This is a genomic window from Streptomyces aurantiacus, assembly GCF_027107535.1.
GTDB lineage: Bacteria > Actinomycetota > Actinomycetes > Streptomycetales > Streptomycetaceae > Streptomyces.
Genome location: NZ_CP114283.1, coordinates 2,331,303 through 2,352,125 on the forward strand (window position 1 = coordinate 2,331,303; position 20,823 = coordinate 2,352,125).

At 71.5% G+C, this 20,823-nt stretch carries 18 protein-coding genes; 14 read left to right on the plus strand and 4 right to left on the minus strand.

Annotation, left to right across the window (positions count from 1 at the left end; translation table 11 throughout):
- Nucleotides 1-68 precede the first annotated feature (68 nt).
- Both O1Q96_RS12005 and O1Q96_RS12010 read right to left on the minus strand, forming a co-directional pair.
- Nucleotides 69-830 (minus strand): DeoR/GlpR family DNA-binding transcription regulator, encoded by a 762-nt coding sequence (locus O1Q96_RS12005; RefSeq protein WP_269248157.1) that lies wholly within the window; start codon nt 828-830, stop codon nt 69-71.
- 300 nt (nt 831-1,130) lie between these two features.
- The gene (locus tag O1Q96_RS12010) at nt 1,131-1,955 is read right to left on the minus strand and encodes an NAD-dependent epimerase/dehydratase family protein (protein WP_269248158.1); all 825 of its coding nucleotides are present in this window, start codon (nt 1,953-1,955) and stop codon (nt 1,131-1,133) included.
- Between the two features lie 276 nt (nt 1,956-2,231).
- Between O1Q96_RS12010 and O1Q96_RS12015 the strand changes: the two genes are divergently transcribed.
- Together O1Q96_RS12015 and O1Q96_RS12020 are read left to right on the plus strand one after the other, a co-directional pair.
- On the plus strand, nt 2,232-3,173 hold the full coding sequence (locus O1Q96_RS12015; protein ID WP_269248159.1) for a 5-dehydro-4-deoxyglucarate dehydratase: 942 nt from the start codon (nt 2,232-2,234) through the stop codon (nt 3,171-3,173).
- Nucleotides 3,170-4,339: a hypothetical protein gene (locus tag O1Q96_RS12020; protein WP_269248160.1), complete on the plus strand. Its 1,170-nt coding sequence runs from the start codon at nt 3,170-3,172 to the stop codon at nt 4,337-4,339. Before O1Q96_RS12015 ends, O1Q96_RS12020 begins: the two co-directional genes overlap by 4 nt.
- Here the strand turns inward: O1Q96_RS12020 and O1Q96_RS12025 are convergent.
- Together O1Q96_RS12025 and O1Q96_RS12030 are read right to left on the minus strand one after the other, a co-directional pair.
- Complete coding sequence (locus O1Q96_RS12025; protein WP_269248161.1) at nt 4,273-5,553, minus strand: MFS transporter; 1,281 nt, start codon at nt 5,551-5,553, stop codon at nt 4,273-4,275. The two genes, O1Q96_RS12020 and O1Q96_RS12025, sit on opposite strands and share 67 nt — an antisense overlap.
- Nucleotides 5,554-5,692: 139 nt before the next feature.
- Nucleotides 5,693-6,670 carry an NAD(P)-dependent alcohol dehydrogenase gene (locus O1Q96_RS12030; protein WP_269248162.1) on the minus strand — a complete coding sequence of 326 codons (978 nt, stop codon included), beginning with the start codon at nt 6,668-6,670 and terminating at the stop codon, nt 5,693-5,695.
- Nucleotides 6,671-6,842: 172 nt separating this feature from the next.
- On the opposite strand from O1Q96_RS12030, the gene O1Q96_RS12035 reads away from it, so the two are divergent.
- The 12 genes from O1Q96_RS12035 (at nt 6,843) to O1Q96_RS12090 (ending at nt 20,765) form a co-directional block, all read left to right on the plus strand.
- Nucleotides 6,843-7,451: a TIGR03086 family metal-binding protein gene (locus O1Q96_RS12035; RefSeq protein WP_269248163.1), complete on the plus strand. Its 609-nt coding sequence runs from the start codon at nt 6,843-6,845 to the stop codon at nt 7,449-7,451.
- A gap of 74 nt (nt 7,452-7,525) precedes the next feature.
- Nucleotides 7,526-8,281 (plus strand): MBL fold metallo-hydrolase, encoded by a 756-nt coding sequence (locus O1Q96_RS12040; RefSeq protein WP_269248164.1) that lies wholly within the window; start codon nt 7,526-7,528, stop codon nt 8,279-8,281.
- A gap of 186 nt (nt 8,282-8,467) precedes the next feature.
- Nucleotides 8,468-9,124, plus strand: coding sequence for a GntR family transcriptional regulator (locus O1Q96_RS12045; protein WP_217453797.1), 657 nt, complete (start codon nt 8,468-8,470; stop codon nt 9,122-9,124).
- A complete protein-coding gene (locus O1Q96_RS12050; protein ID WP_269248165.1) occupies nt 9,121-10,038 on the plus strand; it encodes a dihydrodipicolinate synthase family protein in 918 nt (305 codons plus the stop codon). Before O1Q96_RS12045 ends, O1Q96_RS12050 begins: the two co-directional genes overlap by 4 nt.
- Nucleotides 10,035-11,798: an L-arabinonate dehydratase gene (araD, locus tag O1Q96_RS12055; RefSeq protein ID WP_269248166.1), complete on the plus strand. Its 1,764-nt coding sequence runs from the start codon at nt 10,035-10,037 to the stop codon at nt 11,796-11,798. The genes O1Q96_RS12050 and araD overlap by 4 nt, the downstream gene beginning before the upstream one ends.
- A 137-nt stretch (nt 11,799-11,935) precedes the next feature.
- Entirely contained in the window at nt 11,936-12,874 is a 939-nt protein-coding gene (locus tag O1Q96_RS12060; RefSeq protein ID WP_217453795.1) for a carbohydrate ABC transporter permease, read from the plus strand.
- Complete coding sequence (locus O1Q96_RS12065; RefSeq protein WP_419586749.1) at nt 12,871-13,773, plus strand: carbohydrate ABC transporter permease; 903 nt, start codon at nt 12,871-12,873, stop codon at nt 13,771-13,773. Before O1Q96_RS12060 ends, O1Q96_RS12065 begins: the two co-directional genes overlap by 4 nt.
- A gap of 71 nt (nt 13,774-13,844) precedes the next feature.
- Nucleotides 13,845-15,104: a pectate lyase family protein gene (locus tag O1Q96_RS12070; RefSeq protein ID WP_269253576.1), complete on the plus strand. Its 1,260-nt coding sequence runs from the start codon at nt 13,845-13,847 to the stop codon at nt 15,102-15,104.
- 38 nt (nt 15,105-15,142) lie between these two features.
- On the plus strand, nt 15,143-16,318 hold the full coding sequence (locus O1Q96_RS12075) for a Gfo/Idh/MocA family protein (protein WP_269248167.1): 1,176 nt from the start codon (nt 15,143-15,145) through the stop codon (nt 16,316-16,318).
- Nucleotides 16,318-17,160 (plus strand): DUF6807 domain-containing protein, encoded by an 843-nt coding sequence (locus tag O1Q96_RS12080; RefSeq protein WP_419586751.1) that lies wholly within the window; start codon nt 16,318-16,320, stop codon nt 17,158-17,160. The genes O1Q96_RS12075 and O1Q96_RS12080 overlap by 1 nt, the downstream gene beginning before the upstream one ends.
- On the plus strand, nt 17,157-18,707 hold the full coding sequence (locus O1Q96_RS12085) for a glycoside hydrolase family 43 protein (protein ID WP_269248168.1): 1,551 nt from the start codon (nt 17,157-17,159) through the stop codon (nt 18,705-18,707). The genes O1Q96_RS12080 and O1Q96_RS12085 overlap by 4 nt, the downstream gene beginning before the upstream one ends.
- Before the next feature lie 42 nt (nt 18,708-18,749).
- On the plus strand, nt 18,750-20,765 hold the full coding sequence (locus O1Q96_RS12090; RefSeq protein ID WP_269248169.1) for a pectinesterase family protein: 2,016 nt from the start codon (nt 18,750-18,752) through the stop codon (nt 20,763-20,765).
- Nucleotides 20,766-20,823 lie beyond the last annotated feature (58 nt).

Consider the following 20,823-nt stretch of genomic DNA (forward strand, 5'->3'; position numbering starts at 1 on the left):
GGAGTGCGATGCCTCTGTAGTGGGTCGGGTGGGCGGTCGGAGGTACGGACGCTGTGGCGGGTTCTGGTTCAGACCCGGATGACCTGGGGGCCCTGCATCGAGTAGCGGTGGGCCTCGGAGGTGGGGAGGAGCGTGCTGGTGACGATCGCCTCCAGCACGCTGATCTCGGCGAACCGGCAGAAGCTGACGGCGCCGAACTTGGTGTGCACTCCCGCGAAGACCGTGCGCCGGGCGGCCCGGATCGCCTGTGCCTTGACTTCGCTGACGGCCGGGTCGGGGGTGGTGAGGCCGTGTTCGCGGGAGATGCCGTTGGCGCCGATGAACGCCAGGTCGATGACGAAGCCGGCGAGCATCTTCGTCGTCCAGTGGTCGACGGTGGCCAGCGTGCCGGGCCTGACCCGGCCGCCGAGCAGCAGCACCGTCGTGTGGTCGGCCTCGGCGAGCGCGCCCGCGGTGGCCAGGGACGCGGTGACCACGGTCAGTGGCCGGTCCCGGGGCAGTGACTCGGCGATGAGCTGCGGGGTGAAGCCCTCGTCGACGAAGACCGTCTCGGCGTCCCCGAGCAGCTCGGCCGCCGCGGCCGCGATCCGGCGCTTCTCCGGTACGTGGCTGGTGGCGCGGAAGGCGAGTGTCGTCTCGAAGCCGGCGCTCTCCACGGGATAGGCGCCGCCGTGGATGCGGCGGACCAGTCCGTGGTTCTCCAGGGCGCGCAGATCCCGGCGCACGGTCTCCTTGGCGACGCCCAGCTCGGCCGCGAGCGCGTTCACGTCGACGGCGCCGGTGCGGCGGGCGGTCTGCACGATCTCCCGCTGACGTTCCTCCGCGCCCATGCCCGACACCTGCTTCCGCTCACCCGCTCACTGCCCGTTCGGGCCCGGTGGGGCCCATGGGGGAAGTTCTACAGCGGGTGCGCGTCACTGACCAGGTCTGTTGCGGCTCCGATGGCGCCCGTGTGTGCCCGTTCGACGCGACCGCTGCCCGCGTCGGACCTGCGGGGGAGCGGAATTCGGGCAGTGGGCATGCCCGAACGACGGGGCGGGCGGGCCCGTTCGGTGCCCGCCCGCCCCGTGAGGTGGTCGTGTGGAGTGGTTCGAGGTGTCGATGGGGCCGGTTGCGGCCCGGCGCCGGTGTCAGTACGGCCACACCGGCGGGTTGGTCACGAAGGGTCCGCCCAGGCAGGCGTGGTCCGGGTTGTGCGGGTCCAGCTCACCCTGCTCCGCGATCAGCTTCTCGGCGTACTGCTCCGAGTCGTCCTGGGGCTCGTAGCCGAGTCCGCGGGCGGTCGAGAGGTCCCACCACAGGCGGGTGTTCACGGAGGAGCCGTAGACGACGGTGTGCCCGACGTCCTCGGCGGTCAGGGCGGCGTGGAAGAGGCGGGCACCGTCGCCGGGGCTCATCCAGACCGACAGCATGCGCACGCTGGTCGGCTCCAGGAAGCAGGAGCCGATGCGTACCGAGACGGTCTCCGTGCCGTGCTTGTCCCAGTAGAACTGCGCCAAATCCTCGCCGAACGACTTCGACAGGCCGTAGAAGGTGTCCGGGCGGCGGGGGGTGTCGATGGGGATCAGCGCACCGGGTGCGTGGGGCGCCTCGCCCTCGGGGCGCGGCGTGAAGCCGACCGCGTGGTTGGAGGAGGCGAAGACGATCCGCCGGACGCCTTCCTCGCGAGCGGCCTCGTACAGGTTGTACGTGCCCTCGATGTTCGCCTTCAGGATCTTCTCGAAGGTGGACTCCAGGGAGATGCCCGCGAGGTGGATGACGGCGTCCACGCCTCGGACGGCCTCGCGCAGGGCTTCCTTGTCGCCGAGGTCCGCGGTGATCGCGTCCGGCTCGCCCTCGATCGGGAGCACGTCCAGGAGGCGCAGCTCGTAACCGTAGGCGGGCAGCAGCCCGCGCATCAGGGTGCCGAGGCCGCCGGCGGCGCCGGTGAGCAGAACGGTGCGGGGAGCGGGCATCCTCGGGTCTCCTTGAATCGGCAGCCGTATTCGTGTACGGCATTCACATCCGTGGACACGCTAGGGATGTGTCACCGGCCGCGTCAAGTGTCGCGCGACACAGGCGGAACCGCTGCCCCTTCCGCTTCGTTTCCGGCCCTCCGTTGCTCCGGGAATGCGGGTTTGCCCGCTTGACCGGCCCCAAGAGAGCGCTTTAGCGTGGTGCTGTTCAGAGATATGGACGCCAATCAGAAACGTGCACGGGTGGCGTGTGCGTGCATGCTCTAGGGAGAGCCCGTGACGTCAGCCCCCCTTGCCGCTCGACTCAGCATTCCGAGCGGGCCGCTGTTCTTCCCCGTCACGGCGTACGACCGTGACGGTGCCGTCGACCTGGACGTCTACCGCGAGCACGTCCACCGGGGCGTCGAGGCCGGGGCCGCCGCCGTCTTCGCCTGCTGCGGCACGGGGGAGTTCCACGCGCTCACGCCCGAGGAGTTCCAGGAGTGCGTACGGGCGGCCGTCGAGGAGACCGCGGGCCGCGTGCCCGTCGTCGCGGGCGCGGGATACGGAACGGCGCTCGCGGTGCGGTACGCGCGGCTCGCCGAGGAGGCCGGCGCGGACGGGCTGCTCGCCATGCCGCCGTATCTCGTGGTCGCCGGGCAGGAGGGCCTGCTGCGGCACTACACGGAGCTGGCCGCCGCCACCTCGCTCGACGTCGTCGTGTACCAGCGGGACAACGCCGTGTTCACGCCCGAGACCGTCGTCTCGCTGGCCCGCACCGAGGGGATCATCGGCTTCAAGGACGGGACCGGCGACCTCGACCTGATGCAGCGCATCGTGAGCGCCGTGCGGACCGAGGTCCCGGGGGACTTCCTGTACTTCAACGGGCTGCCGACCGCCGAGCTCACCGGCCTCGCCTACCGCGGCATCGGCATCACGCTGTACTCGTCCGCCGTCTTCTGCTTCGCGCCCGAGATCGCGCTCGCCTTCCACCGGGCCCTCGGCTCGGGCGACGACGCCACCGTGAACCGCCTGCTCGACGGCTTCTACCGGCCCCTCGTCGAACTGCGCGCCCTGGGCCGTGGGTACGCTGTGTCGCTGGTCAAGGCAGGCGTACGGCTGCGGGGCCTCGACGTGGGCGAGGTGCGGCCACCGCTGCACGAGCCGGCCGAGGACCACGTCAAACGGCTCGCCGAGCTGATCGAGCGGGGCCACGCGCTTGTCGAGGAGGGCATGTGAAGGCGTCGACCTTCGTCTATCCGTGGGACGTCAACGGCGACCCCGACGCGGCGGAGCGCATCGCCGGGCTCGGCGTGCGCCAGGCGACGCTCGCGTCCGCGTACCACTCCACACGTGCGCTGACGCCCCGTCACCCCCGCCGTCGCATCGTGACCGCGCTGCACGCGGCCGTGCTCTACCCGGTGGACGCCGGGCGCTGGCAGGGGCGCAGGCTGCGGCCCTACGCCGCCGGGGACTGGGCGCCGGGGGACGCGTACGGGGAGGCCGCCGCGGCGCTCGCCGGGGCCGGTCTCGACGTGCACACCTGGGTGGTCCTCGCGCACAACTCCCGTATGGGCGAGGAGTTCCCGGACACCTCCGTGGTCAACGCCTATGGGGACCGCTATCCGTGGGCTCCCTGCGTCGCGCAGCCCGACATGCGCGTGTACCTGACCGACCTCGCCGTGGAGGCGGCGGTACGGCCGGGGGCGGCGGGTACGGAACTGGAGTCACTCGGCTGGTACGGGCTCCCGCACCTCCACGCCCACGACAAGACGGCGGGTGTGGCACTCGGGGACGCCGGGACGTACCTGATGTCGCTGTGTTTCTGCCCTTCGTGCCGCGACGGGTACGTGCAACTGGGTCTCGACCCCGATGAGCTGGCGGCCTCGGTCCGGCGGGCGCTGGAGCCCGTGTGGCGCGGCGGGGGCCCCGACGGGGGCTGGGAGGCCGTCGAGAAGCTGCTCGGCGGCGAACTCGCGACGGTCACCCGCACCTGGCGCGACTCGGTCGCCCGCTCGCTCCAGACGGATGTCGTCGGCGCCGTGCGCGCGGCGGCCCCCGAGGGCTTCCAGATCCTGCTGCACGCGGACCCGGAGTCCTACCGCGTGGGCGCGAACGCCGGGGTGGATCCGGAGCACATCCTGTCGGTCGCCGACGGCGTGGTCGTGCCGTGCGCCGCGGGGCCCGAGCCGCTGGCCCCGTTCGCCGGGCACGCCGCCGGGGGGAACGTGCTGGCGGCCAACTTCCCCGTGGTGAGCGGGATGGGCGGCAGCCCGGCGACCCTCGTCGAGGACGTGACACGAGCGGCCGGGCTGGGCGCCACCGAAGTGCGGCTGTATCACGCGGGGTTGGCGTCCGACGAGGACCTGTCGCTGGTGGCCCGGGCGCTGGAGCGGCTGGGCTGACGCCGCAGCACAGGCACGGCCGTCACCAGGCGGGTGAGCCCCAGCGCCACCAACATCGGTTGGTACGGGACGAGTTCGACGAGTCCGGCGCCGAGCGCGAGGCCCACCGCGCTCGGCGCGAACAGCAGCGTGTTGGCGGTCGCCGTCGTCCTGCCCAGGAGGGCGTCCGGGGTGTCCCGCTGCACCGCGGTGAGGGCCGCGATCAGCACGCAGGGGAGCCCCACGCCGACCAACGCCGCCGAGGCGAGGACCACCACGTCGTACGGGAGCGCGCGGACCGTCACGGCAACGGCGGTCAGCGCGATGCCGTACCCCGCGAAACGGCGTTCTCCCAGCCGGCGCAGGAGCGGGCCCGCGGCCAGGCCCACGGCCACCGAACCCGCGCCCTGGGCGACGTACAGGAGACCCACGTAGGCGGGGGAGTGCCCGAGGCCTTCCGCCACCGCGTAGATCGTCGCGCCGTTCACTCCCGCGAAGAGCATCGTCGTGCCGCCGGCGAGGACGAGCGGGCGCAGTGCCGCGTGGCTCCACAGGTACCGGGCGCCCTCGGCCGTCCGGGTGCGCCAGTTCTCCCGGGCGGGGCTCGCGAGCGGCTCAGGTTCGCGGACGCGCAGGAGTGTGTAGAGGCCTGCGGCCAGGGCGAAGGTGAACGCGTCCAGGAGCGCGACACGGGCGCCCCCGTACGCCGCGTACAACCCCGCCCCGGCGAGCGGCGCGAGCAGCTTCATGCCCTCGTTGGCCGTCATGCGCAGGCCGTTGAAGTCACCGAGGAGCCTTGTGTCGACGGCCTGCGCCACCAGGGCCGACTCCGCCGCGTCATGGACGACGCCCGCCGCTCCGTAGAGGAGGAGAACGGCGAAGAGGATCCACAGGGTGCCCGCCGAGTCGACCGCGAGGAGCGACAGGAGGAGCACGGCCAGGCCCAGGTTCGTCCACACCAGCAGCGGCCTGCGGCGGGTCCGGTCCGCGAGGGTGCCGAGGGCGGGGCCGATCAGGGTGGGCGCCCAGAGGGCGAAGACACAGAGCGCGGCCAGGCCGTCCGAGCCGGTCAGGTCCTTCACCCAGATCCCGGACACCAGCCCCATCGCCGACGTGCCGAATCCTGAGACGACGACCCCGCCCAGGTACAGACTCGCGTTGCGGTCCCTCAGCACGCGCCCCGCCGCCCAGGTCGTCCGGGCCGTCCGTGTGGTCCGCTCAGGCTGTGTCGTCATGCCTGTTCATGGTGGGGCTAAGGCCTCGGGGCGGGGATCGGGCAGGTGCCCTAGCCCGTGGACGTGCCGGGGGCGGCCGCCGTCGGGGCCCTAGGGCCCCCGCACGGCGAGCGGCGAGGCCCGGGGTGCCCGGCGGACCTCACCCGGTTCCGACGGTGACGACGAGCTTGCCCCGGGGGTGGCCCTCCTTCAGATGACGGACGGCCTCGGCGGCCTCGGCCAGGGGGTAGACGCGGTCGACGGGCGGAGTCACCGCGCCCTTCTCGGCGAGCTCCTTGAGCGTCAGGAGGTCCTCTCGGCGGGCGACGGAGACCAGGTTGCCGAGGTGGTGGCCGACGAACGGCGAGAGCAGCACGGCCCGCAGGCCGCGGCTCATGCCGCCGAAGAACGCCGTCCCGCCCTCGCCGCCGACGATCACGAGCGTGCCGCGCGGGGTCAGGACGCGGCGGAGAGCGGGCAGGGGGCGCAGGCCCGCGTTGTCGACGACGACGTCGTAGCGGTGCGGCCCGTCCGTGATGTCCCCCTGCGTGTAGTCGATGACGTGCGCCGCGCCCTGGGACCGTACGAAGTCGGCCCCGCCGGGGCCGCAGACGCCGGTGACCTCGGCGCCGTACATCGAGGCGAGCTGGACGGCGTAGCAGCCGACTCCGCCGGAGGCGCCGATGACGAGGACCTTCTGGCCCGCGCGCGGGCGGGCCCTGCCGCTCAGGGCCTGGAGGGCGGTCATGCCCGACACGGGGAGGGCCGCGGCCTGTTCGAAGGTGAGGTTCGCGGGTTTGGGAGCGAGCTTCGTGGCCTTGGCGCGCGCGTACTCGGCGAACGAGCCCTCGCAGTTGCCGAAGACCTCGTCGCCCGGCACGAAGTCGGTCACCTTCGCCCCGACGGCCTCGACGCGTCCGGCGCCGTCCCAGCCCCGCACCGGGTTCCTGGGCCTGCGGAGCCCGAGGACGGCGCGGGCCACATGGGGCCGGCCCGTCATGAGGTGCCACACCTCGGGGCCGACGCCGGCCGCGCGCACCTCGACGAGCACCTCGTCGTCGCGGGGCACGGGGCGGTCGATGTCGCGCAGTTCGAGGAGGTCCGCTGATCCGTAGGCATCCTGAACGATCGCCTTCATGGCGTGGCACCCCTTCGCGGTCCCCGACACCGGCCATCCCGGTTGCACCGAGCATCTCGGCGGTTCGCACGCCTGACCAGACTCCTGAGCACGATCTTGGGAGCGGGACCGATGAGTTTCCGTACGGCCGGCGGTCTACCCACCGAAGACCCCGTGACGAGAGGAGCCCAGCATGGGCGACGGCGCCACCACCCCGGCAACGCTCGACCTGGGGCCGCAGGCCCTGATCGTGGCGCGACTCGCCGAGGAGGTGCGAGAGGACCAGCTGGCGGGCGCGACGCCGTGCCCGGAGTACGCCGTACGCCATCTGCTGGGGCACCTGGCCGGGCTGTCCGAGGCCTTCCGGGACGCAGGGCGCAAGAACCTCGGGGCCACGACGGACACCGACCCCACCTCCCGGCTGCCGGACGTCACACCCGAATGGCGCGCCGAACTGCCCGAACTGCTCGCAGAGTTGGCCGCGGCCTGGCGTGACCCGGCCGCGTGGACGGGGCAGACCCGGGCGGGCGGTGTGGACCTGCCGGGCGAGATCGCGGGCGTGGTCGCGGCCGACGAACTCGTCGTGCACGGCTGGGACCTGGCCCGGGCGACGGGCCAGGAGTACACCCCTGACGCGGCGGCCCTGCGCGTGGCGTACGAGATGCTGGCCGCGTCCACCGACGACCCGGGCCGCGACAGCATCTTCGGCCCGGTGGTGGCCGTACCCGAGGGGGCGGCCCTCCTCGACCGGGTGATCGGACTGAGCGGCCGGGACCCGGGTTGGGGGACCACCACCGGCTGAGCGGGCGGTGGCGGGGCGGCCCCGGGTACCCGCATCCCCAGCCCCCCGCATCGGCGGAAACGTACGCTCCCGGCATGGCCTTCACTCTCACCACTCTCGGTACCGCCTCCCCGCATCCCCGGCCCGGGCGCCCCTGCAGTGGCTATCTCCTGAGTGGAGGCGGGGCGGAGGTCTGGGTGGACGCCGGGCCGGGGACCTTCGCCGAGTTGCAGCGGCACACGGATCCGGCGGGGCTGTCGGCGATCTGGATCTCGCATCTGCACGCCGACCACTGTGCCGACCTCCTGGCGGCGTTCTACGGGCTCGCCCACGGCGGGCTCACTCCTGCCGCGCCCCTCCCCGTGTACGCGCCGGCGGGGTGCGGCCGACGGCTGGCGGCGTTCTTCGGGCGGCCCGACGACGGTTTCCTGCGCGAGATCTTCGACGTCAGGGACCTGGAGGACGGACACGAGGTGCGGTACGGCGGGCTGCTGCTCGCCAGCCACGCGGTCGTGCACGACACCGAGGCGTACGGGCTGCGGGCCGAGTGCGAGGGACGGGTGCTCGCGTACTCGGGGGACAGCGGCCCGTGCGACGCGCTCGTGGAACTCGCCCAGGGGGCGGACCTGTTCCTCTGCGAGGCGGACATCGACCGGCATCGCGAAGGCGAACAGGTCCACCTGACCCCCGAGGACGCCGGCGAGGCCGCCCGGGCCGCACGCGTGGGCGAACTGCTCGTCACCCATGTCGGGCCCACCCTCACCCCCGCCGCGGCCACCGGACGCGCCGCGGCGGTCTTCCGCGACGGACGCACGTCCATGGCCCGCGAAGGCGACGTGCGGACCGTCTGAGCCGACGCCCGTCCCGGCGTCGCCCGATCTCAACTTCCGCTTCTTTTGTCAGAAGCATTGACGAAACACAGGGCTGCTCCTAGCTTCATCGCGTCGTACTTCGTACGTCATATATGAGACGCGATACGCGAGATCAGATACGCGAGCCCCCGCTCCCTGAGGGCTCCGTGACACCGAGAGGCGCGCATGACCTCTGTGCCCACGCCGATCCCCTCCCGCACGCAGTTCGTGCTGGAAGGGATCAAACACCGCATCCTCACCGGGCAGTTGACCCCAGGGCAGGCCCTGGTCGAGACCGAGCTCGCCGCACAGTTCGGGGTGTCCAAGACCCCGGTGCGCGAGGCGCTCAAGACCCTGGCCGGCACCGGGCTCGTCGTGATGAACCAGTACAAGGGCGTCACGGTGCGCATGGTGGACGCGGACATGGCGCGCGAGGTGTACGACGTACGGCTGCTGCTGGAGCCGGAGGCACTGCGACGGTCCGTCCGGCGCGGCTCCTCCCTCGACACGGCGCGCGAGGCGCTCGAACGCGCCGACTCGGCCACCGACACCGCCCAGCGCTCGCTCGCCAACCGCGAGTTCCACCGCTCCCTCTACGTCCGCTGCGGCAACCCGCTGCTCGGCCGGATGCTCGACGAGGTCCGCGACCAGGCCGCCCTGGTCTCCGCGGTCGCCTGGGCCGCCGACCCGTCCTGGGAACGCGAGGCGGCCGAGCACCGGGAGATCCTGCGGCTCGCCCTCGAAGGCGACTCGGACGGCGCGGCGCGCGCTCTGCACTCGCACATCGCCTCGTTCGTGCAACGGGCCTTCCCCGAGGTCCAGGGAAAGGATGAGCAGGAATGACCGCGACCACGCCCACGTTCGAGGCCCAGCGGGCCGCCCTCGCCGACGTGGTGGCGATCCCCGTGACCCCGTTCGCCGAGGACGGCTCGATCGACCGGGACGTCCACCGCGTCCTGCTGCGCCGGATCCTCGACGGCGGCGTACGCATCCTCACGCCGAACGGCAACACCGGCGAGTTCTACGCACTGTCTCCCGAAGAGCGGCGCGTCGTGACGGAGTTGACCATCGAGGAGGCCCGGGACCGGGCGGTCGTCCTGGTCGGGGTGGGGCACGACGTGCCGACCGCCGTCGCCTCCGCGCGCCACGCCCGTGACCACGGGGCACAGATGGTGATGGTCCATCAGCCCGTGCACCCGTACGTCTCCGAGGGCGGCTGGGTCGACTACCACCGGGCGATCGCGGAGGCCGTCCCCGAGCTGGGCGTCGTGCCGTACATCCGCAACCCGGTGCTCGCCGGCACCCGGCTCGCCGAGCTGGCCGACGCCTGTCCGAACGTCATCGGCGTGAAGTACGCCGTGCCGGACGCGGCCCGGTTCGCCGCCTTCGCACGGGACGCCGGGCTCGAACGCTTCGTGTGGGTGGCCGGTCTCGCGGAGCCCTACGCGCCCTCGTACTTCTCGGCGGGAGCGACGGGATTCACCTCGGGGCTCGTGAACGTGGCCCCGGCCGTCTCGCTGAACATGATCGAGGCACTCCGGGCCGGGGACTACGCGGGCGCCATGAAGGTCTGGGAGCAGATCCGCCGCTTCGAGGAACTGCGCGCGGCCAACGGCTCCGCCAACAACGTGACGGTCGTGAAGGAGGCCCTGGCCTCGCTCGGCCTGTGCCGCCGCGAGGTCCGCGCACCGAGCAAGCAGCTCCCCGAGTCCGAACGCGCCGAGGTCGCCGCCATCGCAGCGGGGTGGTCCATATGACCGACGCCAGCCCGGCAGCGGCAGAGGAGAGCCAAACCCCGGACGCCCCGAGGCAGTTGCGCAGCCACCAGTGGTACGGAACCGAGGGCCTGCGCTCCTTCAGCCATCGCGCCCGCACCCGCCAGCTCGGCTACCTGCCCGAGGAGCATCTCGGCAAGCCGGTCATCGCGATCCTCAACACCTGGTCCGACATCAACCCCTGTCACGTCCACCTGCGGGACCGTGCCCAGGCGGTCAAGCGGGGCGTGTGGCAGGCCGGCGGCTTCCCGCTGGAGTTCCCGGTGTCCACGCTGAGCGAGACCTTCCAGAAGCCGACCCCGATGCTCTACCGCAACATGCTCGCGATGGAGACCGAGGAACTGCTGCGGTCGTACCCCGTGGACGGGGCCGTCCTCATGGGCGGCTGCGACAAGTCCACACCCGCGCTGCTCATGGGCGCCGCGACCGTCGACCTGCCGACCGTGTTCGTGCCCGCCGGACCCATGCTGCCCGGCCACTGGCGCAACGAGATCCTCGGCTCGGGCACCGACATGTGGAAGTACTGGGACGACAAGCGCGCCGGACTCATCGGCGACTGCGAGATGACCGAACTGGAGAGCGGTCTCGCGCGCTCTCCCGGGCACTGCATGACCATGGGTACGGCGTCCACGCTCACCGCGGCCGCCGAGGCTCTCGGGGTCACCGTGCCGGGCGCCTCCAGCATCCCGGCCGTCGACTCCGGGCACGACCGGATGGCCGCCGCCTCGGGGCTCAGGATCGTCGAACTCGTCCGCCAGGACCGCAGGTTGTCCGCCATCCTCACCCAGGAGGCATTCGAGGACGCCGTGACGACCGTCCTCGGACTCGGCGGCTCCACCAATGCCGTGATCCACCTGATCGCGATGGCCGGACGAGCCGGAGCCCGGCTCACCCTCGACGACTTCGACCGGATCGCCCGCACGGTGCCGGTCCTCGCGAACGTGCGGCCCGGCGGCCGGACGTACCTCATGGAGGACTTCCACTTCGCCGGCGGACTGCCCGGGTTCCTGTCGCGGATCACCGACCTGCTGCACCTGGACCGGCCGACCGTCTCGCACGACAGCATGCGCGAACAGCTCGCCTCCGCGCAGGTGCACAACGACGACGTCATCCGCACCCGGGAGAACCCCGTCGCCGCCGAGGGAGGCGTCGCCGTCCTGCGCGGCAACCTCTGCCCCGACGGCGCGGTCATCAAGCACATCTCCGCCGAGCCCCACCTGCTCAAGCACACCGGTCCGGCGGTCGTCTTCGACGACTACAGGACCATGCAACGCACCATCAACGACCCGGAGTTGGGCATCACCGCCGACACCGTCCTGGTGCTGCGCAACGCCGGCCCCAAGGGCGGCCCGGGCATGCCCGAGTACGGGATGCTGCCGATCCCCGACCACCTGCTGAAGCAGGGCGTCCGGGACATGGTGCGGATCTCCGACGCCCGGATGAGCGGCACGAGCTACGGCGCGTGCGTGCTGCACGTGGCACCCGAGTCGTACATCGGCGGGCCGCTCGCCCTGGTCCGCACCGGGGACTCCATCACCCTCGACGTCGCGTCACGCGCGCTGCGACTCAACGTGGACGACGAGGAACTGGAGCGGCGCCGGGCGCAGTGGACCGCGCCGCCCGAGCGCTACGAGCGCGGCTACGGCGCGCTCTACAACGAACAGATCACCCAGGCCGACACCGGCTGCGACTTCGCCTTCCTTGCCCGGCCGGGCAAGGTGGCCGACCCGTACGCGGGTTGACCCGTACCTCCTGAACCACCCCGGAGCCGCGCACCTCGCGGCCCGGGCTCACGCACACCGTACGTGAAAGCGCTTGCCCTCAGGCCGGGCGCCCGTACCACCGGCTCGACCCGCACACCCGAGAACGGAGAACAGTCATGGCCCAAGCCGCAGCCGTGGCGAAGCAGCCCGCGCCACCCCGGCGGCGCCGTGGCTCGGCGACGCCTCGCAGGCTCCCGTATCTGCTGATCGCCCCGGCGGGACTGCTGATGCTGGGCTTCATCGCCTACCCGGTGCTCAGTGTCTTCTACTACAGCCTGCAGGACTTCAACCCCACCAAACCGTGGCGGAACGGCTTCGCGGGCTTCGACAACTTCGTGCACCTCTTCACCGAGGACCCGATGTTCTGGGACACGCTGGTCTTCAGCGCGAAGTGGGTCGTCGTCGAGGTCGGACTCCAGCTGCTGTTCGGCCTGGCGCTCGCACTGATCGTCAACCAGACCTTCGTGGGGCGCTCGCTCGGCCGCGCCATGGTCTTCTCGCCCTGGGCCGTCTCCGGCGTGCTCACCTCCGCGATCTGGGTACTGCTCTACAACTCCCAGACGGGCATCACCCGTTACCTCGCCGACATGGGCATCGGGGAGTACGGCACGAGCTGGCTGTCCGACACCTCGACGGTCTTCCCGGCGACGGTGGTCGCCGACCTCTGGCGAGGCGTGCCCTTCTTCGCGATCCTCATCCTCGCCGACCTCCAGTCCGTGTCGAAGGACCTCTACGAGGCCGCCGAGGTCGACGGCGCCAGCCGCTTCAAGCAGTTCGTGCACATCACACTGCCCCACCTCAAGGACGCGATCATCCTCTCCACACTGCTGCGCGCGGTCTGGGAGTTCAACAACGTCGACCTGCTCTACACACTGACCGGCGGCGGACCCGCGGGAGAAACGACGACACTCCCGCTCTACATCGCCAACACCAGCGTCGACGCACACAACTTCGGCTACGCCTCGGCCCTGACCACCGTCGCGTTCGTGATCCTGCTCTTCTGTTCGATGGTCTATCTGCGGCTGAGCAAGTTCGGAGTGGGTGGGGACAAGTGATCACCAAGGACATCGACACCGTTGTTCCGGCCGTGCCCGCGCCGGTGGCCGACGAACCGCCGCAGCGTCCGAACAAGAGCAGGCGCGCATGGGACGAGGCGCCGCGCTGGCAGATCTATCTCCCGCTCGGCATCTACCTGCTCTTCACGCTCATCCCCTTCTACTGGATCCTGCTCTTCGCCCTCCGGCCGACCGGCTCGACCTCGCTCGTGCCGTGGCCGATGACCTTCGAGCACTTCGACAAGGTCTGGAACGACCGCAGCTTCGGCACGTACTTCGAGAACAGCGTGTACGTCGGTATCGCCACGCTCCTCATGACCACGCTCGTCGCGCTGGCCGGCGGCTACGCCCTTGCCCGCTTCGACTTCAAGATCAAGCGTGCCTTCATGCTGGCGCTGCTCTGCTCGCAGTTCGTGCCGGGCGCGCTGCTGCTGGTGCCGCTGTTCCAGATCTTCGCCGAGCTCCAGATGATCAACTCGCTGGTGAGCGTCATCATCGCCGAGACGGTCTTCCAGCTGCCGCTGTCGATGATCCTGATCAGCGGCTTCATCCGGAACGTGCCGTACTCCCTCGAAGAGGCCGCCTGGGTGGACGGCTGCAACCGCTTCACCGGCTTCCGGGTCGTCGTCCTGCCGCTGCTGCGGCCCGGACTGATCGCGGTGGGCTCCTTCGCCTTCGTGCACTCCTGGAACCACTTCCTGTTCGCCCTGATGTTCCTCAGCAACCAGGAGAAGCAGACGATCCCCGTCGGCCTCAACAGCCTGATGAGCGCCGACAGCGTCGACCTGGGCGCACTCGCCGCGGGCGGCATCATCGCGGCCGTGCCCGTCGTGATCGTCTTCGCCTTCATCCAGAAGTGGCTGATCACGGGCTTCAGCGCCGGGGCGGTGAAGGGATGAGAGGAATACGCACCCCGCTGCCGCGCACGAGAGGAGGGCGTCGCGCCCTCCAGGTCGCCCTCGCCTGCGGGATGCTGGCCGCCCTCGGGGCGCCCGCGAACGCCGAGGCGCGCGACATCAGCCGCGACACCCTGCCCGCGAACGACGGCTGGGCGGCCGCCGACGGAGGTACCACGGGGGGTTCCTCCGCAGACGACGCCCATGTCTTCACCGTGCGCGACCGGGCCGGACTGGCCCGCGCCCTCGACGGCGGCAGCGCGACCCCGAAGATCATCAAGGTCGCGGGAACGATCGACGCCAACACCGACGACGCGGGCAGGCGGCTGGACTGCGACGACTACGCGACCGACGGCTACGACCTGAAGAAGTACCTCGCCGCGTACGACCCGCGGACCTGGGGCTCCGCCAAGCCCGCCGGCCCGCAGGAGGAGGCCCGCCAGGCCTCCGCCGCGGCCCAGGCGGCCCGGGTGGAACTGACCGTCGGCTCCAACACCACGATCGTCGGGCTCGGCGACAGTGCCGTACTGAAGGGCGCGAGCCTCCAGGTCCGCGACGCGGACAACGTCATCGTCCGCAACCTCGAACTGCGGGACGCCTACGACTGCTTCCCCGTCTGGCAGCCCAACACCGGCGGCCTCGGCGACTGGAAGACGGCGTACGACACGCTGTGGCTGCGCGGCGCCACCCATGTGTGGATCGACCACGTCACGGCCTCCGACAAGGGCCACCCCGACGAGGACGAGCCGACCCACTTCGGCCGCAACTACCTGCGCCACGACGGCCTGTTGGACATCACCAACGCCTCCGACCTGGTCACCGTCTCCTGGAGCCGGTTCGCCGACCACGACAAGGCGATGCTGATCGGCAACGGCGACACGGCCACCGGCGACCGCGGAAAGCTCCGCGTCACCCTGCACCACAACGAGTTCGAGTCCGTCGTCCAGCGCGCTCCCCGCGTCCGCTTCGGCCAGGTGCACCTCTACAACAACCGGTACGTCGTCCCGGCCGACGCCCACGACCACCGGTACTCGCTCGGCGTCTCCACCGAGTCGGCCCTCTACGCCGAGAACAACGCCTTCACCACGCCCGGCCACATCGAGGCGGCCGACCTGGTGAAGAGCTGGAACGGCACGGCCCTGCACCAGACCGGCACGCTCTTCAACGGATTCCCCGTCGACCTGCTCACCATCCACAACGCCTACAACTCCGGCAGCGAACGCGATCTGACCGCCGACGTCGGCTGGACGCCCGCCCTGCACGGCACGGTCGACAGCGCCGCCAAGGCCGACCGTGACGTGGCGCGCGGCGCGGGAGCGGGGAGGATCCGATGAGCGCCGCCACCGGGCCCGGTACCGCTTCGATGGGGTCCATGACATCCACGACCTCGTACGAAGGCCCCGTCCCCGTCGTCCTCGCGGGCGCCCGCGGTCACGGCCGCTGGCACCTGCAGAACATCCGCCGCCTCCAGGACAAGGGCCTGGTACGCCTCGCGGGGATCTGCGAGCTGACCCCGCTCACCGGCGAGGAGCTGGAGGACTTCGGGGCGCCGGGCGAACTCCCCGAGCAGTCCGCCGACTTCGGCGCCCTGCTGGACTCCACCGGCGCCGCGATCGCGGTGATCTGCACGCCGATCCCCACCCACACCGACCTCGCGCTGACGGCCGCCGCCAGGGGCGTCCACCTGCTGCTGGAGAAGCCGCCCGCGCCGTCGTACGCCGAGTTCCGCCGGATGGCCGACGGGGTCGCCGCGGCCGGCGTCGTCTGCCAGATCGGCTTCCAGTCGCTGGGCTCGCACGCCGTGCCCGCGATCCGGGAGCTGGTCGCGCAGGGCACCATCGGCCGGGTGGACGGCATCGGCGGGGCCGGTGCCTGGGCGCGCGCCGAGGAGTACTACCGCCGCGCGCCCTGGGCGGGACGGCGCCGGATGAACGGGGTCGACGTCCTCGACGGCGTGCTGACCAACCCCCTCGCCCACGCCGTGGCCACCGCCCTCGCGCTCGACGGCGCCACCCGCGCCGAGGACGTCACCGGCATCGAGACCGAACTGCTGCGCGCCAACGACATCGAGTCCGACGACACCTCCTGCGTCCGCGTCACCACCACGGCCGGCAGCCGCATCACCGTCGCCGCGACCCTGTGCGCCGAGCACCCCGGCGAGCCGTACGTCCTCGTGCACGGCACCAGCGGCCGGATCACCTTCTGGTACAAGCAGGACCGCGTCCTCGTCCAGCGCTCGGGGCACGGCCCGCAGGAGTACACGTACGCCAGGACCGACCTGCTGGAGAACCTCGTCGAGCACCTCGAAGGCAGGGCCGAGCTGCTGGTCGCACCGGAGTCGACGGGCGCCTTCATGAAGGTCGTCGAAGCGATCCGGCAGGCGCCCGACCCGCTCGCCCTGCCCGCCGACGCCTGGTACCTCGAACCCGAGGAGAACCGCCGGGTCGTGCACGGAGTCGACACCCTCGTCGAGGCCGCCGCCGACACCCTCGCCCTCTACTCCGAGCTGGGTGCCTCCTGGGCACCCCCGAAAGAGGTGAGCACCTGATGAACAACGAGTCGCTGGTCCTGCGCGTCGCGGGCCGCCCGGTCGGCCGTTACATCACCCGGCCCGAGCTGGCGCCCAAGCTGTCGCCGCGTCCCTACCTCCACCCCGTCACCACCCTGGCCGGCACGGCTGTCACCGAACTCAGCCCCGCCGACCACCTCCATCACCTCGGCGTCGGTGTCGCCGTACCCGACGTCGAGGGGCACAACTTCTGGGGCGGCCGCACGTACGTGCGCGACCAGGGCCCGACCGAGCTGGACAACCACGGCGCCCAGCGGCACTCCGCCTTCCAGCTGCGCGACCCCGACGGCTTCGTGGAGGAGCTGCGCTGGGTGGCCGCGGGGGCCGAGCTGCTGCGCGAGCGGCGTACGGTCGCGGCCACCGAACTCACCGAGACGGCCTGGGCGCTGGACTTCACCTTCTCGCTCACCAACACCACGTCCGAACCCCTGTCGATCGGCAGCCCGGCGACCAACGGCCGGCCCGGCGCGGCCTACGGCGGCTTCTTCTGGCGGGCCCGCAAGGAGGCCGAGCCGCCCGCCGTGTTCACCGCGGACACCGAGGGCGAGGAGGCGGCGCACGGTGCGCGCACCGGCTGGGTGGCGCTCGCGGGCGCGACCTGGACGCTGGTGTTCGCCGGAGCCACCGACCTGACCCGCCGTGACCCGTGGTTCGTGCGCACCGCCGAGTACCCGGGCGTCGGCTCGTCCCTCGCCCCCGAGGAGCGGCTGCCCGTCCCGGCCGGTGAGACCGTCGTACGCCGGGTCGTCACCGTGGTCGCCGACGGCCGCCTCGGCCGCGGCGAGGCGGCGGCGCTCGTCCGCAAGGCGGTGAGCCCGTGAGCGGCCAGGGCGCACCCGCCTTCACCTCCGACCTCGGCGACGGCACCTACCGCAATCCGGTCCTGAACGCCGACTGGTCCGACCCCGACCTGCTGCGCGTCGGCGACGACTACTACCTGACCGCCTCCAGCTTCGGCCGGGCCCCGGGCCTGCCGCTGCTGCACTCCCGCGACCTGGTCAACTGGACCCTCGTCGGCCACGCCCTCCAACGCCTCGAACCGGCACGCGAGTTCAGGAAGCCGCGGCACGACTGCGGTGTCTGGGCGCCGTCGTTACGCCACCACGACGACCGCTTCTGGATCTTCTGGGGCGACCCCGACCACGGCATCTTCCAGGTCAACGCACCCGAGATACGCGGGCCCTGGACCCGCCCGCACCTGATCAAGGCGGGCAAGGGACTCATCGACGCCTGTCCCCTGTGGGACGAGGAGAGCGGCGAGGCGTACCTCGTGCACGGTTGGGCCAAGTCCCGCTCCGGCGTCAAGAACCGGCTCACCGGCCACCGGATGCGGCCCGACGCCACCGGCCTGCTCGACGACGGCAAGCTGATCGTGGACGGCGACCGCATCCCCGGCTGGTTCACGCTGGAGGGGCCGAAGCTGTACCGGCACGACGGCTGGTTCTGGATCTTCGCCCCCGCGGGCGGCGTCGAGACCGGCTGGCAGGGCGCCTTCCGCTCGCGCGACTTCTTCGGACCGTACGAGGAGCGGGTCGTCCTGGAGCAGGGTGACACCGACGTCAACGGCCCTCACCAGGGCGGCTGGGTGACCACCCCGTCCGGCGAGCACTGGTTCGCGCACTTCCAGGAGAAGGGCGCGTACGGGAGGGTCGTCCACCTCCAGCCGATGCGCTGGGGCACGGACGGCTGGCCGGTCGTCGGAGACGAGGGGACACCCGTCGCCGTGCACCGCAAGCCCGACCTGCCGCGGCAGCCGCTCTCGGCGCCCGCCACCGACGACGACTTCCCCGGCGGGCGGTTCGGGCGGCAGTGGCAGTGGACCGCCAACCCGCAGGACGGCTGGGCGACCCAGCACTCCGGCGACGGACTGCGGCTGACCTGCGTACGGACGGCCGACGCGCACGATCTGCGCAAACTGGCGAACGTACTCACCCAGCGGCTGCCGGGGACGGCCTGCACCGTCGAGGCCGAGCTGCGGCTCGACGCCGAGGAGCCGGGCGCGCGGGCCGGACTCGCCGTGCTGGGCGACTCGTTCAGCTGGATCGGGCTCGAACGGGGGGCGGACGGGACGGTCCACCTCGTGCACCGGTTCGCCGAGTCGGTGGCCGAGCGGGAGCGGGACGCCGCCCATCCGCGGATGGCCCCCGAGGGGCGGGTCCGGCTGCGGATCGAGGCCGGTGCCGGGGCGCGCTGCCGCTTCTCGTACGACCTCGGGAGCGGCTGGGAGAGCTCCGGACAGGTCTTCGCCGCCACCCCCTGGCGCTGGGTCGGCGCCCTGCTCGGCCTCTTCGGCGTCGCGCCGACCGGCGGGGGACACGCCGGGGCGGCCACGTTCACGCAGTTCCGCATCACCGCGCCACTCGCCTGACCGCTCGAAGTCATCACCGTTGTAAGCCTGTTGGGAGCCGCAATGACGCACTTCCGTAGCAAGCGCTTGCCGAGACCGGGTTCCGGTCCCGGCACCGGCCGGGTCCTGTGCACGGTCACCGCCCTGGTGGCCGCGCTGGGACTCGGTGCCCTCACGCCGGCCGAGGCGGCCTCCGACAACGCCCCGGTGTCCTCTCCCGGCACCTCCGCCTCGCCTCGCTGGGCGGACAGGGCGCACGGATTCGCCTCCCTCGAAGGCGGTACGACGGGCGGCGCCGGCGGCAAGGTCGTCACCGTCACCACCCAGGCCGACCTGGAGCGGTACGCGGCCGCCGAGGAGCCGTACGTCATCCGGGTCGCCGGGACGATCAAGGCCGAGCCGTTCGGCGCGAACGTCGTCGTGGCCTCGGACAAGACCATCATCGGCGTCGGCACGGCCGGCGAGCTCGTCCAGGGCGAGCTGCACCTCGCACCCGGCACCCACAACGTGATCATCCGCAACCTGACGATCCGCGACTCGTACGTCGAGGGCAACTGGGACTGCAAGGACACCGACTTCGACGGCATCCAGATGGACACCGTCCACCACGTCTGGATCGACCACAACCGCTTCTCGCGGATCTGCGACGGGCAGCTCGACGTCCGCAAGGACAGCGAGTACGTCACCGTCTCCTACAACCGCTTCGAGAACAACAACAAGACCTTCGGCATCGGCTGGACGCCGAACGTGAAGACGCAGATCACCATCGACCACAACTGGTTCGGCAGCACGAAGCAGCGCAACCCGTCGGCCGACAACTGCGCCTACGCACACCTCTACAACAACTACATGACCGCGCAGGCGGACCCCGGCGACCCGGTGTGGACGTACGGCAACTGGTCGCGCGGGCAGACGAAGATGGTCATCGAGAACAGCTACTACAAGGATGTCCAGCACCCCTACCAGGCGGACGCCACCGCCGAGCTGGTGCAGCGCGGGTCGATCCTGCGGAACACCACCGGGCGCCAGGAGGCGTGGGGCGCGGCCTTCGACCCGCGGGACTTCTACGACTACCGGCTCGACCCGGCGGCCGCGGTGCCCGCGCTCGTGTCGAAGTTCTCCGGACCGCAGAAGCGGCTCGGCACGAACACCGTCCTGAACGTGCCCGCCGATCACCGGACGGTCCAGGCCGCCGTGGACGCCGTGCCCGACGGCAACACCGGCACGGTCACGATCCGCGTCGCGCCCGGAACGTATCGCGAGCAGGTCCGCATTCCAACGGGCAAGCCGCACCTGGTGCTGCAGGGGACCGGACGGGACCGCTCCGACACCGTGATCGTCTTCGACACCCCCGCGGCCCACGGCGGCTCCAACGGGAGTGCCACCGTACGGATCGCCGCCAGTGACGTCACCGCGCGCAACCTCACCTTCAGCAACGACTTCGACGAGGCCGCGCACGAACTGAACGGCGAGCAGGCCCTCGCGATGAAGACGACGGGCGACCGGATCGTCTTCGAGGACACGGCCTTCCTGGGCAACCAGGACACGTTGATGACCGACAGCCCCAAGCTCGACGTGATCAGCCGGGTCTACGTCCGTGACTCGTACATCGAGGGCGACGTCGACTTCATCTACGGACGGGCGACCACCGTCGTCGAGCGGTCCGTGATCAAGGCGCTGAGCCGCGGTTCGGCGACCAACAACGGCTACATCACGGCCGCCTCGACCTGGAAGAACAACCCGTACGGGTTCCTGATCACCAGGTCGAAGGTCGTGAGCGACGCGCCCGCCGGGTCCTTCCACCTCGGCCGACCCTGGCACCCGGGCGGCGAGCCGGACGCGGTCGCCCAGGTCCTCTTCCGCGACACCGAGCTGCCCGCCGCGATCAAGTCCTCGCCGTGGACCGACATGAGCGGCTTCTCGTGGAAGGACGCGCGCTTCACCGAGTACCGCACCCACGGCCCCGGAGCGGCGGTCACCGCCGACCGGCCGCAACTGCCCCGCGCCGACGCGGCCACACACACGGTCACCGACTACCTCGCCGGGACCGACGACTGGGCACCCCACGCCCGCCACTGACCCCCACAGCTTCACACCTCACAGCGACACAACCCTCGTTGGATCCAGAAGAAGAGAG

Coding starts and splice junctions, on each gene's coding strand:
- O1Q96_RS12030 (WP_269248162.1), bottom strand. CDS start 6,670: ATGAAGGCGATCGTTCAGGATGCCTACGGATCAGCGGACCTCCTCGAA.
- O1Q96_RS12080 (WP_419586751.1), top strand. CDS start 16,318: ATGAACAACGAGTCGCTGGTCCTGCGCGTCGCGGGCCGCCCGGTCGGC.
- O1Q96_RS12025 (WP_269248161.1), bottom strand. CDS start 5,553: ATGACGACACAGCCTGAGCGGACCACACGGACGGCCCGGACGACCTGG.
- O1Q96_RS12075 (WP_269248167.1), top strand. CDS start 15,143: ATGACATCCACGACCTCGTACGAAGGCCCCGTCCCCGTCGTCCTCGCG.
- O1Q96_RS12005 (WP_269248157.1), bottom strand. CDS start 830: ATGGGCGCGGAGGAACGTCAGCGGGAGATCGTGCAGACCGCCCGCCGC.
- O1Q96_RS12070 (WP_269253576.1), top strand. CDS start 13,845: ATGCTGGCCGCCCTCGGGGCGCCCGCGAACGCCGAGGCGCGCGACATC.
- O1Q96_RS12060 (WP_217453795.1), top strand. CDS start 11,936: ATGGCCCAAGCCGCAGCCGTGGCGAAGCAGCCCGCGCCACCCCGGCGG.
- O1Q96_RS12035 (WP_269248163.1), top strand. CDS start 6,843: ATGGGCGACGGCGCCACCACCCCGGCAACGCTCGACCTGGGGCCGCAG.
- O1Q96_RS12045 (WP_217453797.1), top strand. CDS start 8,468: ATGACCTCTGTGCCCACGCCGATCCCCTCCCGCACGCAGTTCGTGCTG.
- O1Q96_RS12050 (WP_269248165.1), top strand. CDS start 9,121: ATGACCGCGACCACGCCCACGTTCGAGGCCCAGCGGGCCGCCCTCGCC.
- O1Q96_RS12090 (WP_269248169.1), top strand. CDS start 18,750: ATGACGCACTTCCGTAGCAAGCGCTTGCCGAGACCGGGTTCCGGTCCC.
- O1Q96_RS12010 (WP_269248158.1), bottom strand. CDS start 1,955: ATGCCCGCTCCCCGCACCGTTCTGCTCACCGGCGCCGCCGGCGGCCTC.
- araD (WP_269248166.1), top strand. CDS start 10,035: ATGACCGACGCCAGCCCGGCAGCGGCAGAGGAGAGCCAAACCCCGGAC.
- O1Q96_RS12040 (WP_269248164.1), top strand. CDS start 7,526: ATGGCCTTCACTCTCACCACTCTCGGTACCGCCTCCCCGCATCCCCGG.